Origin of the sequence: Variovorax ureilyticus, from assembly GCF_037889935.1 — a bacterium.
GTDB lineage: Bacteria > Pseudomonadota > Gammaproteobacteria > Burkholderiales > Burkholderiaceae_C > Variovorax > Variovorax ureilyticus.
Genome location: NZ_JBBKZU010000006.1, coordinates 143,241 through 158,076, shown reverse-complemented (window position 1 = coordinate 158,076; position 14,836 = coordinate 143,241). Strand labels below are relative to the sequence as shown.

Below are 14,836 nucleotides of genomic sequence, written 5' to 3'. Positions count from 1 at the left end.
CGTGTAGCTCGCTACCCCCCGGGGGGGCGCATCCCTCCCTTGGGGCGGCCCGGCGGCAGGCATGATGGCGGCTCCCGCACTCGAAATCAGCGGCCTGCAGGCCTGGTACGGCGAGTCGCACGTGCTGCACGGCGTCGACATGGTCGTGCAGCCCGGCGAAGTCGTCACGCTGCTCGGCCGCAACGGCGCAGGCCGCACCACGACGATGCGCGCGATCCTCGGGCTGACCGGCGCACGCAAGGGCAGCATCAAGGTCAACGGCCAGGAGACGATCCACCTGCCGACGCACCGCATCGCGCACTACGGCATCGGCTATTGCCCCGAGGAGCGAGGCATCTTCGCAAGCCTCTCGTGCGAAGAGAACCTGATGCTTCCGCCGCCGCTGAAGGGCAGCGACAAGGGCATGTCGGTGGACGAGATCTACGCGATGTTCCCCAACCTTGCCGAGCGCCGGCACAGCCAGGGCACGCGCCTGTCGGGCGGCGAGCAGCAGATGCTGGCCGTGGGTCGCATCCTGCGCACGGGCGCCAGGCTGCTCCTGCTCGACGAGATCTCCGAAGGGCTGGCGCCGGTCATCGTGCAGGCGCTGGCCAGGATGATCCACACCCTGCGCGGCAAGGGTTACACCGTGGTGATGGTGGAGCAGAACTTCCGCTTCGCCGCGCCGCTCGCCGATCGTTTCTACGTGATGGAACACGGCCGCATGGTCGAGGCTTTCAGCGCGGCCGAACTCGACGCCAAGATGCCGGTGCTCAACGAGCTGCTCGGCGTCTGATCCTTCAACCTTTCCGACTGGATGGAGTCAAGCATGAAGACCTCTCTCTCCGCACTTTCCCTCGCTGTGGCCGCACTGGCTCTCGCGTCCGGCGCTCATGCGCAGGAAAAAGTGAAGATCGGTTTCGTGACCGACATGTCGAGCCTCTATGCCGACGTCGAAGGCAAGAACGGCGCGCTCGCGATCCAGATGGCCATCGACGACTTCGGCGGCAAGGTGCTCGGGCAGCCGATCGAACTGCTCACCGCCGACCACCAGAACAAGGCCGACATCGCCGCCTCGAAGGCTCGCGAATGGATCGACACCGAAGGCGTGACGATGGTCTTCGGCGGCACCAATTCAGGCACCGCTCTCGCGACCGCGAAGGTCGCGCAGGAGAAGAAGCGCGTGTACTTCAACAACGGCGCGGCCACCTCCGCACTGACCAACGAGCAGTGCAGCCCCTACACGGTTCACTATGCGTACGACACCGTCGCGCTCGCCAAGGGCACCGGCGGCGCGGTCGTAGAGCGCGGCGGCAAAAGCTGGTTCTTCCTGACTGCCGACTATGCGTTCGGTCACGCGCTCGAAGCGGATACCAGCGCCGTCGTCAAGGCCAAGGGCGGCACGGTGGTCGGCGCGGTGCGGCATCCGCTCAATGCATCGGACTTCTCGTCCTTCCTCCTGCAGGCGCAGAACTCCAAGGCGCAGATCCTGGGCCTCGCGAACGCGGGCGGCGACACGATCAACTCGATCAAGGCCGCCAAGGAATTCGGCATCGGCAAGAACATGAAGCTCGCCGGGCTGCTGATCTTCCTGAGCGACATCCACAGCCTGGGCCTGAAGAACACCGAAGGCCTGCTGCACACCACGAGCTGGTACTGGGACCTCAACGACCAGACGCGCGCCTTCGGCAAGAAGTTCTTCGACAAGACCAAGCGCATGCCCACCGACATCCAGGCCGCGGACTACTCGGCCACGATGACCTACCTGAAGGCGGTGCAGGCGGCCAAGACCACCGATGCCGACAAGGTGATGGCGGAGCTCAGGAAGATGCCGATCGACGACTTCTACGCCAAGGGCCAGATCCGCGCCGACGGCCGCTTCGTGCACGACATGTACCTCGTCGAAGTGAAGACGCCGGCCGAATCGAAGCAGCCGTGGGATTACCTGAAGGTCATCACCAAGCTGCCGGGCGACCAGGTCTTCACGGCGAAGGCCGATTCGAAGTGCGCCCTCTGGAAATGACACCGCCCCTTTTCTTTGCCCAACAACTCACCCAGAACATGAAAAAGACCCTCGCACTTTCCGCCGTCTCTCTCGCCATCGCGCTCGCGGCAGGCGCCGCTCAGGCCGAGGACAAGGTCAAGATCGGCTTCATCACCGACATGTCCAGCCTCTACGCGGACGTCGAGGGCAAGAGCGGCGCGACCGCGATCCAGATGGCGATCGACGACTTCGGCGGCAAGGTCAACGGCATGCCGATCGAGCTCATCACCGCCGATCACCAGAACAAGGCCGACATCGCCGCCTCGAAGGCGCGCGAGTGGATCGACACCGAGAACCTCACGATGCTCTTCGGCGGCACCAACTCCGGTACCGGCCTCGCGATGGCGAAGGTCGCGCAGGAGAAGAAGCGCGTCTTCATGGTCAACGGCGCCGGCACCTCGGCGCTGACCAACGAGCAGTGCAGCCCCTACACAGTGCACTACGCCTATGACACCGTCGCGCTCGCCAAGGGCACCGGCGGCGCGGTCGTCGCCAACGGCGGCAAGAGCTGGTTCTTCCTGACCGCCGACTACGCCTTCGGCGCGGCGCTCGAAGCCGACACCGCCAAGGTCGTGAAGGAAAAGGGCGGCACGGTGGTCGGCAGCGTCAAGCATCCGCTCAATGCATCGGACTTCTCTTCGTTCCTCTTGCAGGCGCAGAACTCCAAGGCGCAGATCCTCGGCCTCGCGAATGCGGGCGGCGACACGATCAACGCGATCAAGGCCGCGAAGGAATTCGGCATCAACAAGACCATGAAGATGGCCGGCCTGCTGGTCTTCATCACCGACATTCACAGCCTGGGCCTGAAGAACACCGAAGGCCTGCTGCTCACCACGAGCTGGGATTGGAACCTGAACGACCAGACGCGTGCCTTCGGCAAGAAGTTCTTCGACAAGACCAAGCGCATGCCCACCGACATCCAGGCGGCGGACTACTCGGCCACGATGACCTACCTGAAGGCGGTGCAGGCGGCCAAGAGTACCGACGCGGACAAGGTGATGGCCGAGATCAAGAAGACGCCGGTCAATGACTTCTACGCCAAGGGCCAGGTTCGCGCAGACGGTCGCTTCGTGCACGACATGTATCTCGTGCAGGTGAAGTCGCCGTCCGAATCGAGCCAGCCATGGGACTACTACAAGGTCGTGGCCAAGTTGCCGGGCGAGGAGGTCTTCACGACGAAGGCGGAGTCCAAGTGCGCACTATGGAAATAACCCCCCAGTTTTCGAGCACTTCGTGTCGCTTCGCCAACCCCCCTCTGCAAGGGGGGCGGGCCGGCCGCTTCGGGCGGCTGGGCGCGGCGGCCCCCTGGCATAGGGAAGCGCGCGGCTGTCGAGTTCCCCTATGAGCATTTCTCTTCCTGCCCTGTTGAGCCAGCTTCTGCTGGGGCTGGTCAACGGGTCGTTCTACGCCATCCTGAGCCTCGGGCTCGCGGTCATCTTCGGCCTGCTCAACGTCATCAACTTCGCGCATGGCGCGCTGTTCATGCTGGGCGCGGTGTCGACCTGGATGGCGATGAACTACTTCAACGTCGACTACTGGGTGATGTTGATCGTCGCGCCGGTGCTCGTCGGCCTGTTCGGCATCCTCATCGAGCGGCTGCTGCTGCGCTGGATCTACAAGCTCGATCATCTCTACGGCCTGCTGCTCACGCTCGGTCTCACGCTGCTGATCGAAGGCGTGTTCCGCTCGATCTATGGCGTCTCGGGCCTGCCCTACGACACGCCTGACGTCCTCGCGAGCGCGACCGATCTCGGCTTCATGATCCTGCCCAACTACCGTGCGTGGGTCGTCGTGGCCTCGCTCGTGGTGTGCTTCGCGACCTGGTTCGTGATCGAGAAGACGCGCATCGGCGCCTACCTGCGCGCAGGCACCGAGAACCCTCGGCTGGTGGAGGCCTTCGGCGTCAACGTGCCGCTGATGATCACGCTCACCTACGGATTCGGCGTGGCCTTGGCCGCCTTCGCCGGCGTGCTCGCCGCACCCGTGATCCAGGTCTCTCCGCTCATGGGCCAGAACCTCATCATCGTGGTGTTCGCGGTGGTGGTGATCGGCGGCATGGGCTCGATCATGGGCGCGATCCTCACCGGGCTCGGCCTCGGCGTGATCGAGGGGCTGACCAAGGTGTTCTATCCGGAGGCTTCGTCCACGGTCGTGTTCGTGATCATGGTCATCGTGCTGCTCATCCGCCCCGCCGGCCTGTTCGGAAAAGAGAAATGAAGCCCGCCCCGGCCTCCACGAACAGAGCCACATGAAGAAAATAACTCCTATCGCTTATGCGCTGCTCCTGCTGGCGCTGATCGTCGCGCCTTTCGCCGGCGCCTATCCGGTGTTCGTGATGAAGCTGATGTGCTTCGCGCTGTTCGCCTCGGCCTTCAACCTGCTGCTGGGCTACACGGGGCTGCTGTCCTTCGGCCACGCGGCCTTCCTCGGCGGGTCGGCCTACATCGCGGGCCAGGCGATCAAGGTGTGGGGCGTGACGCCCGAGATCGGCCTCATCCTCGGCACGCTCACCGGCGCGCTGCTGGGCTGGATCTTCGGTGTACTCGCGATCCGCCGGCAGGGCATCTACTTCGCGATGATCACGCTCGCGCTCGCGCAGATGGTGTTCTTCGTCGCGCTGCAGGCCAAGTTCACCGGCGGCGAGGACGGCCTGCAGGGCGTGCCGCGCGGCAAGCTCTTCGGCGTGGTCGACCTGCAGAGCGACCTGACGATGTACTACGTCACGCTCGCGATCGTGGTGGCAGCCTTCCTCCTCATCGTGCGCACCATCCATTCGCCGTTCGGCCAGGTGCTCAAGGGCATCAAGGAAAACGAGCCGCGCGCTCTCTCGCTGGGCTACGACGTGAGCCGCTTCAAGCTGCTCGCCTTCGTGATCTCGGCGGCGCTCTCGGGCCTCGCGGGTTCGCTCAAGACGCTGGTGCTCGGCTTCGCGACGCTGTCCGACGTGCACTGGAGCGCGTCCGGCCAGGTCATCCTGATGACGCTGGTCGGCGGCCTGGGCACGCTTTCCGGGCCGCTCGTGGGTTCGGCGGTGGTGGTGCTGCTCGAGAACAAGATCGGGGAACTTGGCCACCTGCTGGCGCGCATCACAACCGTCGACTGGTTCAACACGCTCGGCGAGTCGGTCACCATCGTCACCGGCCTGATCTTCGTGATCTGCGTGCTCGCGTTCCGGCGCGGCGTCATGGGCGAGATCATCGCGTTCATGGACCGCGGGCGCGGACCTTCGAAAGGGTGAACGACCTCGAACGCTTCCACTGCCGCAACGCAGCAGCGGACGGGCACGTTCAGTCGTAGGTCATCGTGAACATCATCGACGTGTTCGCGATGCCGCCCTGGACGCTCGGGCCGGTCTGGTAGTACCGCGCCTTCAGCGGGATGGTGTAGCTGCCGCCGGTGGCCCCTTGGTAGCCGCTGAAGACGATCGTCGTCGACAACGGATGGGCGGCGGTGCCCGCCGCGTTCAGCAACTGCAGGCCGATTCCGCTGGCGGTGGAGCCGGCGTCGAGCGCGACGATGGAATCGATCGCGCTCACGACGTTCGTGGTGGGATCGATCTGGTACTTGATGCTGTTCATGCCCGCCGGACAGTTCTGCAGCTGGATGTTGAAGTCCTTCGCCGGGGTGAGGGAGCCCTGGCCGGTGAAGTGCTTGAGCGGGTACTTGCCCATCTCCACCGTGACGTCGGGCGTGGTGCATGACAGCACGACGAAGGTGGCGCTGCCGGAAAGATTCACGTTGCCGATGTGGGAAGGGTTGGTCCCCGAGTCGGCCTCGATCCCGACCTGGAAGGCGAGCCCGGGCGGATTGGTGGTGCCCCCTTCGATCACCCCCGTCTTGACGAACGCGAACTGCATCGCAAAGCCGAAGCGCACGTCGCTCGTATTGCTCGAGGTTGACCAATTTACGAGCGTGACCCAGCCGTTGCCTTTGCGACGAAGCACTTGGGTGGGTGACCATCCACCATTCAGGTACGAACTCGCCCGGCCGATCAGGCTCACGCCGGGCACGCTGGTCTTGTAGGCGATGTAGGTGACGCCTTGTACGCTGACCAGGTTACTTTCGTCTTCAAGCATCGCCAGATAGGCGGGGCCGTACCAGACGTTGGCACTGGCGTTACAGCCGCTCCAGACCGCGGTGGCGTTCCCTTGCATGCCGGTCCAGGGCGTAAGCAGCGTGCCGATGGGCGCGTCGCGCGGCACGGTGAAGGTGCCCGACGGGGTGCTGAAATTGAAGCTCGCCGGTGACGGAGAACTGCTCGAACATGTCATCCCGGCGCGTGCCGTTCCATGAAAGAGCAGCGCCAGCGTCATGGCGGCAAGGAAGGCCAGGGCATGGCGGCGCGCCCGGCCGTGCCATGTCGCGTTCACGAAGTTCATTTTTCAGATCCTTGGATGGGTTGGTTCAGAGCGCGCGGCAGGTGGCTGGCACGGCCTGTAGCGTTGCATCCGCTTGCGCGCCGGTGCCCGCAGGCTTCCAATCGATCGCGCACTGCCTGCCGCCGTCGCCCCAGCGCGCGGACAGCGCGCCGTTCTCGGTGCCGGCGAGGCGCACCAGCGCCTGCCCGCCCTGGCCCACGTAGCCCACGTTCCTGCCCGAAGCGTCGAGCACCTCGGCGCCGAAAGGCACCGGTGCGCCATCGGCTTTCGACAACTGGAGCAGGTGGGCCTGTCCGGTGCTGGTCTTGAACTTCAGCGGCACCACCGCGCCGGCGCGTGGCGCCACCTGCAGGCGCGCATCGTCGAGTTCGACGTTCGCGGACAGGCCCTGGGGGTCCAGCATGACCTCGTTCATCCGGTAGGGGGAAAGATTGCTCGCGACCGCATAGCCGCGCGCGTCGATCTCGATGGCGCTGTTGCTGGCCAGGTGCGCGCCCTGGGCCCCCTGGGCTTCGATCAGGCCGATGGTGTCGCCGAGCTGCGGCGCCAGCGTGACGCCGCCGGCATGAACCACCATGCCGCCGCTTGCCGAGACCGCCGTCTGGCGCGTGCCGCCGGTGCCCTGCGTGTAGGAGCCGCCCAGGGTGGCGTAGGGTGCCTGCCAGCCGGCGCTGACCGCGACGCTGTCGGGGCCGGCGCTGCCGACGTTGCCGTTGACGCCGTACTGGTACTGATCGCGCTCGCCGAAGTTGCCGGCGACGCTGGTCGTGAGGCCGTTGCCTTGCGGGCTGTGCGAACCCTGCATCGACAGCGTCGGCGCACGGTGGCCGGCCGTGGTGTTGCCCAACGGAATCGACAGGTTCACGTAGAAGGTGTCCTGGGACCGGCCGTCGGCCAGGCGGCTTCGCGTGGCGGAGACGCTGTAGGACAGGGAGCGGTAGCGGTTGCTGTAGCCGATGTTGTAGCTGGTCCAGTCGGACTGCCCCGTCCAGTACTGGCTGCGTGAACCGCTCACGTACAGCTGCCCGGCGCCTTCGCCCAGGCTCTGGCTGAGCGTCAGCTGGAAGCGGCTGCGCTGCCGCGCGAAGTCTTCGACCGCGCCGCTGGCGCTCAGGCTGCTGCGGACGAGATCATCGAGGCGCACGGCATCGTCCAGGCCCAGATAGCCCCTGCTCGAAAAGCGATACGCCGCGAGCGCGAAGTCGGTGTGCGTTTGCGGAATGCTCTTGCTGTAGGTGGCGCGCGTGGAGTAGCCGCTCTTTTCGCCGGCCTGGCCGCTGAGATGAGTTTGCGAACCGGTGACGTCCAGCGACACCGCACCGGCAGGCGTGTTGAACGCCGCGCCGACCACTGCGCTGCGATACAGACTGGAACTGGTGGACTGCACGCCCGCGTAGCCGGTCATCAGGTTGTTGAGGCCGCGCTGGTAGGTCGCCTCGAGGAAGGTCGGCGAACTGGCGACCAGCGCCGCATTGCGCACCTGGCCCGCAGTGACCGCGTAGCGCGAGATGCCCGGCCGCAACAGGTTGGGCACGGCGGCAAAGGGCACGCGGAAGCTGCGCTCGCGGCCGTCGGCCTCGATGACGGTGACGTCCAGGTCGCCGCCGAAGCCGGTGGCGCTGAGATCGGTGAGCTCGAAGTTGCCCGGCGCGACGTTGGTCTCGTAGATCACATAGCCGGCCTGGCGGACCAGCACGCGCGCATGGGTCTCGGCCACGCCGCGGACGACCGGCGCGTAGCCGTTCATCGAATCCGGGCGCATCCGGTCGTCCGTGGCCAGCGAGACGCCACGCACGCCCACCGAATCGAACACCTGTCCCGAGGTGAAGGTGTCGCCGATGGTCAGCTGGGATCCCAGGGGGTCGACGTCGTGCTGGGCGTAGGTCCGGATGTTCTGGGACTCGCTGCCGTTGCCATTTGTCCAGCGGACGTTGGATTGATTGCGCAGCCGCCAGCCGCCGACGTTCAGTCCCGCATCGAGACCGAGGTACGCGTCGCGGCTCTGCTGCCGGTTGCTCTCGGACTGCGCGGCGTTGAAGTTGTAGCCGAGCGTGAACGCATTCAGGCCGCGGTCCCACAGCTTGGGGTCCGTGTAGCCGCGCGGATTGCGAACGAGCGCCACCTGCGGAATCGAAATGTCCAGCCGAAGCTCGCTGGCGTCCACGGCGACGCTGGCATCGGGGATCAGCCGCTCCAGATTCAGGCAATCGCCCCCCAGGTCCGCGCCTGCGGCTTCGAGCTTGAGTGTGTCCACGCCCATCGCGGCCAACTGCGCGCGATCGAAGCAGGGCTGCGCCTGGTCTTTGGCGTCGTCGGCGCGGAAGACCACGCGTTCGCGCGATGCCAGGTACTGGTTGACGTACAGGTCGACGCGCCACTCGCCCGGAAGCATCGGATTGCCGCGCTCGAAGCGGGACAGGTCGATGTTGCGGGCGCTGTTGCCAAGGAAGCCGGGACTGAATTCCACCTTCTGTGGTGCGGACGAAGGCGCAGCCAGCAAGGGGCCGGCCGGCAATGTGCCCAGCGCCATGAGGATGCAGTGCGCGAGGCGGTTGCGACGCAACGCACGCGGGGCGGCGACCGGGGGCGTTCTGTTCGAGGCGATCTTGAGCATGGGATGGATGAGCGTCGCGAGGGCCTGCGCACGGCGCGTAAACGTCGCGGCAAGGCGCAGCCCTCCGAGGCCCTTCTCGCGAAGGGCCGGATGGATGACGAATGGGGACGGGCGGCGCCGTGGAGGCGCGCGGGGCTATCGCGAGTAGGCGGCTTCGCCCTCACGGAAGGCGCCGTAGTCGTCGATGCTGCGGAACGTAAGGCGGCCACTATCGGCGCCGCCTTCCAGCGCGAAGCTTGCACGTTCCTTCGCGGGACACATGCCACCACCGGTGGCATCGTTCGGCTTGTCCGGCGCGCCCTTCAGCCGCACGTCGGCGAAGGACACGTTGTAGTCGGTGTCGTTGACGCACTCCAGCGCCGACTTTCCGTCTTGCTTGACCAGGCGCCAGGCCAACTGGTCCGCCGCAGCGACCGCATCGCCTTTCAGGGCGGCCGGCCGATAAAAAATCTTGATGCGCGTTCGCACCGCGAACTGCAGGAAGTGGGTGCCTTCACCGTCGTCGGCCTCAGGGCGCGGCGGGATCTCCACCACGTTGAGCCAGAACACCGACTCGCGGTCCTGCGGAAGAGGGCTGCTGCCCGTGAACCTCAGGCGCAGCGCCTGGCCCTTGCCGGGCTCCACGCGCGACACGGGCGGCGTGACGAGGAAGGGCGCCGTCGAAGTCTCGGCCCTGTCGCGCTCGTTGCCGCTGTCGACCCACGCCTGCAAGAGACGCGGCGAGTTGCCGGTGTTGTTGACGCGCACGGACACGTCGCGGTCCGCGCCGCGATAGACGACGCGGGTTCCCATGACCTGGAGGCCTGCGTGTGCCGCGGACAAGCAGCCGGCGGCCAGCAAGGCGAGGGAAACGAAACGTGCGATGACCTTCATGGGCCTGTTCCTGCCAAAAAAAGCGTGTTGTCTTCGGGAAGCGATTCGGGGTCGGCGCGGCCGACCCCGAATGGATCACGGATGGATGATCAGTTGTAGGCCACGGAATACATCACGTACGTGTCGACCGTACCGGCCGTCACGCCCGTCGCCGGGGCGTAGTACTGCGCGAAATAGTTGATCGTGGCGGTGTTGCCGGCGATCGTCGCGACCGGCGCATTGGTGCCGTCGTTGAGGTTGATGTCCTGCTTCTGCTCGTTGAGCAGACCGACCTGAACGACCGCGGCGGTGCCCGCGACGTTCGTCAGGCGACCGGTGGCGACGTCGACCGGGCTCTGTGCCTGCTCGAACTTCAGGCCCGCGATCTTGCCGTCCGGACAACCGGTCTCACCGGCGCCGCCGATCTTGACCGAGAACGCCTTGTCACCTGCGCGAGCGCCGGCGACACCCAGTGCCGCCTTCTGCACCTTGTCCAGCGTGACGGTGAAGTCCTGCGCGCCGCCGTCGGTGCCGGCGCCGCCGGTCACGCTGCAGGTGGCATCTTCGATTTGGCCCTTGAAAGTGATCTTGCCGTCGGCGGCGAAGGCGGACGGAACGACCGAGGCGCCGATAACGACGGTCAGTGCGGCGGAAAGAAGATTCTTCTTCATATGCTTTCTATTCATTCATGAGATTGGTGAATCCGGTGCCGGTGGCGTTGAAGCCGTCTGCTCCGGAGGGCGGAACTATGCCCATCGGTCAATCACTTTTTAATAAGAACGCTCTCAAACCGCGAGCAACGGTCGGCGAGGCGGAGGCCGCGAGCAGTACTTCACATGGCCTTCGCATGGATTCCTGCGGTGCCCCTTCGAGGCGGCACGCCAACTGCCGATACGTGCAGGACCTCTGCCGCATCCGATACGAGCGATGAACCGAACCGATTCCGCCCTGCGCCTCATTCACATGAAGTCCGACAGGCTCATGTGGCTGTTCGCGATGTCAGTCGCGCTCGCTCGCGTGAATGGCACGCTGCAGTGGGCAGTGGTCATCGGACTTCCCGCCGCACTCGGGTGCTGCACGGCGCTGGCGCTTCACTTGCCTGGAGCATTGGCGACACGCGCGGTCATCGCGATCGAATCGCGCCATCGCCCGGATGGGCCAGGTGACGCAGGAGAACGCGTCGCTGGTCGGCGAGGCGGCCGCGGCTGCCACCTCGCTGCGCGCGCAGGCCAATGGCCTGCTGGCGGCCGTGGACGTTTTCGCGCTGGCCGCCTACGGCATCGATCAGAACTGCGGCGGCCGCCGTTCCACAAAGGCGCGCACGCCTTCGTGCGCGTCCGCGCTGCGAGCGCGTTCTGCGAGCAACGCATGTTCCATTTTCAGATGGGCATGCAGGTCGCGTCCCGGAAGCCCGGTGCACAAGGATTTGATGGCTGCCAGCGAACCGCTCGCTGCATGGGCAAGGCGGTGCGCGAGTGCTTCCGATGCCCTTTGCAGGTTACCGTCGGGATGCAGCGAATCCACCGCGCCGTGGGCCAGGCACTCGCTCGCGTCGATCGGATCGCTCAGCATCAACCACTGCTGCGCACGCACGGCGCCGACCCGGCGCGCCAGGAAGAAGGAAGCGCCGAGGTCCGGCGAAAGCCCGATGGCCGCATAGCCGGTGCGCAGCTTCATCGATTCCGCCGCGAGGACGAAGTCGGCGCACAGCGCGAGCCCGATGCCTGCGCCGCCGATCGGACCGTTCACGGCCGACACCACGGGCAGCGGCGCGGTCGCGAGGCGCCACAACGCCGGATGCAGCGGTTCGAGCACCTCGTCGATGAGCGCGTCCAGCGCCGGGCCGGCGGCGGCGAACTCTTCGATGTCGCCGCCGGCGCAGAACACCTGGCCTTCCGCCGCCAGCAGAACGACGCGCGGCCGGCTGTCCAGCACCTCGTCGATCGCCCGCACCAGGGCGCGGCTCGCGGCGCGCGAGATGGCGTTCGCCCGATCGGCCCGTCGGAGCACGATGCGGCCGATGCGATCGGACACGCCCCAGGCGATGCCATCGGCCTGCTGCATCGCTTCGTGCATGGCCTTCATGCGGCCAGTTTTCGTGCGATGAGCTCCTTCATGATCTCGTTGGCGCCGCCGTAGATGCGCTGCACCCGCGAATCCGCATAGAGGCGTGCGATCGGGTATTCGGCCATGTAGCCGTATCCGCCGAAGAGCTGCAGGCATTCGTCAACCACCTTGCATTGCTGCTCGGTGCACCACCACTTGGCCATGTAGGCGGAGGTGTCGTCGAGATGGCCGTCGAGCAGACGCTGCACGCAGTCGTTGACGAAGCTGCGCACCACATGCGCGAGCGTGGCGCATTCGGCCAGCTTGAAGCGCGTGTTCTGGAACTCGTAGAGCGACTGGCCGAAGGCCTTGCGCTCCTGCGTGTACTGCAGCGTGAGTTCGACCGCGCGTTCGATCACCGCGGCCGCCGGCACCGCGAGCAGCATGCGCTCGTAGGGCAGCTGGCTCATCAGCTGCGCGAAGCCGCGGCCTTCGACTTCACCCAGCAGGTGATCCGCCGGAACGCGCACGTTCTCGAAGAACAGCTCGGCGGTGTCGGAGGCATGCTGGCCGAGCTTCTCGAGCCGCCGGCCGACCCGGAAGCCGGGGAGCTCTTCCGTCTCGAGCACCACCAGCGACACGCCGCGGCTGCCGGCCTCGCCGGTGCGCACCGCCACCACCAGCAGGTTCGCGGTGGAGCCGTTGGTGATGAAGGTCTTGGCGCCGTCGATGACGTAGCTGGCCCCATCCCGCCGCGCGCGGGTGCGCATCGCCTGCAGGTCCGAGCCGCAGCCGGGCTCGGTCATCGCGATGCCGGCCAGCATCTCGCCGCTGGCGAGCCTGGGCAGCCAGCGTTGCTTCTGCGCCTCGGTGCCGTAGTCGAGGATGTAGTGGGCCGCGATGGTGTGCACCGCGGTGTTGGCGGGCATCTCGGCCTTGGCGAGCTCGTCCTGCACCACGCACTGGTACGCCAGGCTCGCGCCCGCGCCGCCGTAGGCCTCGTCGAGTTCGGACAGCATGAATCCCATCCTGCCGAACGGCGCCCACACCTCGCGCGGCACATAACCCTGGCGCCGCCAGCCGTCGAGGCCGGGCGCCATCTCGCCGGCGACGTAGCGCCGCACCTGCTCGCGGAAGGCCTCGATGTCGTCGTCCATCCAGCGATGTCGATAGAGCGGGGGAAGCATTGCGGGCACCTCCTCAGATGCCCGTGAGCCCGCCGGAGCACATCAGCGTCTGGCCGCTCACGTAGTCCGACTCGGGAAGGCACAGCAGGAACACCGCGCCGGCCGCTTCTTCGGGCGTGCCCCCACGGCCCAGCGGAATGCCGCGCTCCATCGCCGCGAGCAGGTCGGGGTTCACGCCGACCTTGATCTCGCGCCCGTCGATGTTCGCGGTGCCGCCGTCGGCCGCGTTGCCGGTCAGGCGGGTCTTGATGAAGCCGTAGGCCACCGCGTTGACGGTGACGTTCAGGCGGCCCCATTCCTTGGCCAGCGTCTGCGTCATGCCCAGGATGCCGGCCTTGGCGGTCGAGTAGTTCACCTGTCCCGCGTTGCCGAAGAGGCCCGCGACCGATGAGATGTTGACCACCTTGCGCACCACGCGCCTGCCGGTCGCCTGATCGGCCTTGGCGAGGTCGCGCATCACCGGATAGGCCGCGCGAAGGATGCGGAAGGGTGCCGTGAGGTGGCAGTCGATCATCGCGTACCACTGCTCGTCGGTCATCTTCTGGATCACGTTGTCCCAGGTATAGCCGGCGTTGTTGACGATGATGTCCAGGCCCTTGAATTCGCCGACGGCGGTGCCGATGAAGCGGTCTGCGAAGTCCGGTGCCGTCACGCTGCCGGCACAGGCCACCGCCTGCCCGCCTGCGGCGCGGATTTCCGCGACGACTTCATCGGCCGGACCCGCATCGAGGTCGTTGATGACCACGCGCGCGCCTTCTGAGGCGAACTTGAGTGCGATGGCGCGGCCGATGCCGCGGCCCGAGCCGGTGACCAGCGCCACCTTGCCGTCGAGTCTTTGTGTCATGAGGGATGTCTCCAGGTGAAATGGGATCAGGGCAGCGCAACGACGGCTTCGCCGGCGATCTTGGTCTGCCCATATTGGTTGGTGCTGTGCACTTCGACACGCACGCGGCGTTCGCCGTCGGCCTCGAACTTCTCGACCACGCGCCCTTCACAGCGCATGGCATTGCCCAGGTGCGTGATGCCCTGGAACCGCGCGTCGAATCGCCGCAGCCGCGATTCCGGCGCCCAACTCGTGAGAAGCCGTCCCAGCCAAGCCATGCCCAGCATGCCCTGCGCAAACACGTCGGGCATGCCGGCCCGCCGCGCGAAGTCGATGTCGATGTGGATCGGGTTGTGGTCGCCCGACGCACCGCCGAACAGCGCCAGCGTGGTGCGGTCGACGGGCGGCAATTGCAGGCCCGGCAACGCGTCGCCAACCTGGACGGAATCGAAAGTGGGTGCGGTCATGGAGTCAGTTCCTGCAGACGATCACGGTGCGCATCTCGGCGACGAGTTCGCCGCGCTGGTCGGTGGCGCGCGAGGTCTTCACGACGAATTCGAGCGCGCCGTTCTTCTTGTCGTAGATGTCCTCGATGCGAGAGCGCACCGTGACGGTGTCGCCCACGCAGGCCGTGCGGTGGTAGGTGAAGCCCTGCTCGCCATGCAGGAGCTTCGACAGCGGGATGCCGAGGTCGGCCAGCAGCCCGTCGCTCGCGCCGGAATCCAGTTCCGCCGCGAAGAGGAAGGTCGGCGGCGCCGGAAGGTCCGGGTAGCCGGCATCGCGCGCAGCGGCTTCGTCGGTATAGACCGGATCGGTCTCGCCGATCGCCTTGGCGAAGAAGCGCAACCGGCTGCGCTCGATGGGCAGTTCGCTCGCAGGCAGCTCGTGCCCGATCCATTTCCTGTCGATCAT

Annotated in this window: 14 protein-coding genes; 5 read left to right on the top strand and 9 right to left on the bottom strand. The window is 66.4% G+C overall.

Annotation, left to right across the window (positions count from 1 at the left end; translation table 11 throughout):
• The first annotated feature begins 64 nt into the window (after positions 1-64).
• The 5 genes from WKW77_RS15360 (at position 65) to WKW77_RS15340 (ending at position 5,261) form a co-directional block, all read left to right on the top strand.
• Positions 65-775 carry an ABC transporter ATP-binding protein gene (locus tag WKW77_RS15360; RefSeq protein ID WP_422823207.1) on the top strand — a complete coding sequence of 237 codons (711 nt, stop codon included), beginning with the start codon at positions 65-67 and terminating at the stop codon, positions 773-775.
• A gap of 33 nt (positions 776-808) precedes the next feature.
• Positions 809-2,002, top strand: a complete 1,194-nt coding sequence (locus tag WKW77_RS15355) for an ABC transporter substrate-binding protein (protein ID WP_340357722.1) — start codon at positions 809-811, stop codon at positions 2,000-2,002.
• 38 nt (positions 2,003-2,040) lie between these two features.
• On the top strand, positions 2,041-3,234 hold the full coding sequence (locus WKW77_RS15350; RefSeq protein WP_340357721.1) for an ABC transporter substrate-binding protein: 1,194 nt from the start codon (positions 2,041-2,043) through the stop codon (positions 3,232-3,234).
• A 130-nt stretch (positions 3,235-3,364) separates the two neighbouring features.
• On the top strand, positions 3,365-4,240 hold the full coding sequence (locus tag WKW77_RS15345; RefSeq protein WP_340357720.1) for a branched-chain amino acid ABC transporter permease: 876 nt from the start codon (positions 3,365-3,367) through the stop codon (positions 4,238-4,240).
• Between the two features lie 31 nt (positions 4,241-4,271).
• Positions 4,272-5,261 carry a branched-chain amino acid ABC transporter permease gene (locus tag WKW77_RS15340; RefSeq protein ID WP_340357719.1) on the top strand — a complete coding sequence of 330 codons (990 nt, stop codon included), beginning with the start codon at positions 4,272-4,274 and terminating at the stop codon, positions 5,259-5,261.
• Between the two features lie 49 nt (positions 5,262-5,310).
• Here the strand turns inward: WKW77_RS15340 and WKW77_RS15335 are convergent, their stop codons facing one another.
• The 9 genes from WKW77_RS15335 to WKW77_RS15295 all read right to left on the bottom strand — a co-directional run bounded on the left by WKW77_RS15335 (position 5,311) and on the right by WKW77_RS15295 (position 14,836).
• A complete protein-coding gene (locus tag WKW77_RS15335; RefSeq protein ID WP_340357718.1) occupies positions 5,311-6,402 on the bottom strand; it encodes a fimbrial protein in 1,092 nt (363 codons plus the stop codon).
• A 25-nt stretch (positions 6,403-6,427) separates the two neighbouring features.
• Positions 6,428-9,016 (bottom strand): fimbria/pilus outer membrane usher protein, encoded by a 2,589-nt coding sequence (locus WKW77_RS15330; protein ID WP_340357717.1) that lies wholly within the window; start codon positions 9,014-9,016, stop codon positions 6,428-6,430.
• 135 nt (positions 9,017-9,151) lie between these two features.
• Entirely contained in the window at positions 9,152-9,889 is a 738-nt protein-coding gene (locus WKW77_RS15325; RefSeq protein ID WP_340357716.1) for a fimbria/pilus periplasmic chaperone, read from the bottom strand.
• An 89-nt stretch (positions 9,890-9,978) separates the two neighbouring features.
• Positions 9,979-10,539, bottom strand: a complete 561-nt coding sequence (locus tag WKW77_RS15320; RefSeq protein ID WP_340357715.1) for a fimbrial protein — start codon at positions 10,537-10,539, stop codon at positions 9,979-9,981.
• 613 nt (positions 10,540-11,152) lie between these two features.
• Positions 11,153-11,953, bottom strand: coding sequence for an enoyl-CoA hydratase/isomerase family protein (locus WKW77_RS15315; RefSeq protein WP_340357714.1), 801 nt, complete (start codon positions 11,951-11,953; stop codon positions 11,153-11,155).
• The gene (locus tag WKW77_RS15310) at positions 11,950-13,101 is read right to left on the bottom strand and encodes an acyl-CoA dehydrogenase family protein (protein ID WP_340357713.1); all 1,152 of its coding nucleotides are present in this window, start codon (positions 13,099-13,101) and stop codon (positions 11,950-11,952) included. Before WKW77_RS15310 ends, WKW77_RS15315 begins: the two co-directional genes overlap by 4 nt.
• A gap of 13 nt (positions 13,102-13,114) precedes the next feature.
• Positions 13,115-13,945, bottom strand: a complete 831-nt coding sequence (locus WKW77_RS15305; protein WP_340357712.1) for an SDR family NAD(P)-dependent oxidoreductase — start codon at positions 13,943-13,945, stop codon at positions 13,115-13,117.
• Between the two features lie 26 nt (positions 13,946-13,971).
• Complete coding sequence (locus WKW77_RS15300) at positions 13,972-14,391, bottom strand: MaoC family dehydratase (protein WP_340357711.1); 420 nt, start codon at positions 14,389-14,391, stop codon at positions 13,972-13,974.
• Between the two features lie 4 nt (positions 14,392-14,395).
• Positions 14,396-14,836, bottom strand: coding sequence for a MaoC family dehydratase N-terminal domain-containing protein (locus WKW77_RS15295; RefSeq protein ID WP_340357710.1), 441 nt, complete (start codon positions 14,834-14,836; stop codon positions 14,396-14,398).

Bases quoted from the DNA above. Each gene is read 5' to 3' on its own strand.
- WKW77_RS15355 (WP_340357722.1), top strand. From the start codon at position 809: ATGAAGACCTCTCTCTCCGCACTTTCCCTCGCTGTGGCCGCACTGGCT.
- WKW77_RS15340 (WP_340357719.1), top strand. From the start codon at position 4,272: ATGAAGAAAATAACTCCTATCGCTTATGCGCTGCTCCTGCTGGCGCTG.
- WKW77_RS15295 (WP_340357710.1), bottom strand. From the start codon at position 14,836: ATGATCGACAGGAAATGGATCGGGCACGAGCTGCCTGCGAGCGAACTG.
- WKW77_RS15315 (WP_340357714.1), bottom strand. From the start codon at position 11,953: ATGAAGGCCATGCACGAAGCGATGCAGCAGGCCGATGGCATCGCCTGG.
- WKW77_RS15320 (WP_340357715.1), bottom strand. From the start codon at position 10,539: ATGAAGAAGAATCTTCTTTCCGCCGCACTGACCGTCGTTATCGGCGCC.
- WKW77_RS15345 (WP_340357720.1), top strand. From the start codon at position 3,365: ATGAGCATTTCTCTTCCTGCCCTGTTGAGCCAGCTTCTGCTGGGGCTG.
- WKW77_RS15330 (WP_340357717.1), bottom strand. From the start codon at position 9,016: ATGCTCAAGATCGCCTCGAACAGAACGCCCCCGGTCGCCGCCCCGCGT.
- WKW77_RS15335 (WP_340357718.1), bottom strand. From the start codon at position 6,402: ATGAACTTCGTGAACGCGACATGGCACGGCCGGGCGCGCCGCCATGCC.
- WKW77_RS15350 (WP_340357721.1), top strand. From the start codon at position 2,041: ATGAAAAAGACCCTCGCACTTTCCGCCGTCTCTCTCGCCATCGCGCTC.
- WKW77_RS15305 (WP_340357712.1), bottom strand. From the start codon at position 13,945: ATGACACAAAGACTCGACGGCAAGGTGGCGCTGGTCACCGGCTCGGGC.
- WKW77_RS15360 (WP_422823207.1), top strand. From the start codon at position 65: ATGGCGGCTCCCGCACTCGAAATCAGCGGCCTGCAGGCCTGGTACGGC.
- WKW77_RS15325 (WP_340357716.1), bottom strand. From the start codon at position 9,889: ATGAAGGTCATCGCACGTTTCGTTTCCCTCGCCTTGCTGGCCGCCGGC.
- WKW77_RS15300 (WP_340357711.1), bottom strand. From the start codon at position 14,391: ATGACCGCACCCACTTTCGATTCCGTCCAGGTTGGCGACGCGTTGCCG.
- WKW77_RS15310 (WP_340357713.1), bottom strand. From the start codon at position 13,101: ATGCTTCCCCCGCTCTATCGACATCGCTGGATGGACGACGACATCGAG.